Genomic DNA, 585 nt, shown 5'->3' on the forward strand with positions numbered 1-585 from the left:
AGCTGGGTCGAACGGTAGCCCGGATTCCGGTCGGCCACAATGAGGTCCGGCTTCGTGTCGAACAGGCTTCGATACAGCCCCAACGCCTGCCTCCACGCGTTCTGGTTCTTCAGCTCGTCGAGGTCGCCGAGATGCTGCGACAGCAGCGCGTTGCCGTCGCCCGCCAGGCAGAACGCGGCCTTTAGGTCGCCGCCCGCAGCCAGCGCCCTGACCGGGCCATCGAAGCCCGCCGGCAGCGCCAGCGGCTCCGGCGCGAAGCCGCGCGCGCGCCGCAACACCGAAATGCCGTGCCCGTCGAATCGCACCACGCTGTCGTCGAGCCGGTTGACAATCTCGCGGTCGTGCATCAGCCAGAAGTCGGCGATCCCGGCAAGCTCCTGCCGCGCCTCGTCATTGTCCGTGCATTGCGGCTCGCCCGAGCGATTGCCGGAGGTCATCACCACCGGACCGTCCAGCGCCCGCAGCAAGAGATGATGCAACGGCGTGTAGGGCAGCATGAAACCGAGCCGCTCGTGCTGCGGCGCCACGCCCGCCGCAACGCCGCAGCTGTCACGGCGCTTCACCAGCACGATCGGCGCCGCTCGG

General features: G+C 69.1%; 1 protein-coding gene. It reads right to left on the reverse strand.

Annotated features, from left to right (window positions below; translation table 11 throughout):
- Positions 1-585 (reverse strand): Sua5/YciO/YrdC/YwlC family protein (locus NKI79_RS33150; RefSeq protein WP_352807513.1); only part of this gene is annotated, 585 nt, incomplete at both ends.

It is taken from the genome of Mesorhizobium sp. M0340, from assembly GCF_040321535.1.
In the GTDB taxonomy this organism is placed as follows: domain Bacteria; phylum Pseudomonadota; class Alphaproteobacteria; order Rhizobiales; family Rhizobiaceae; genus Mesorhizobium.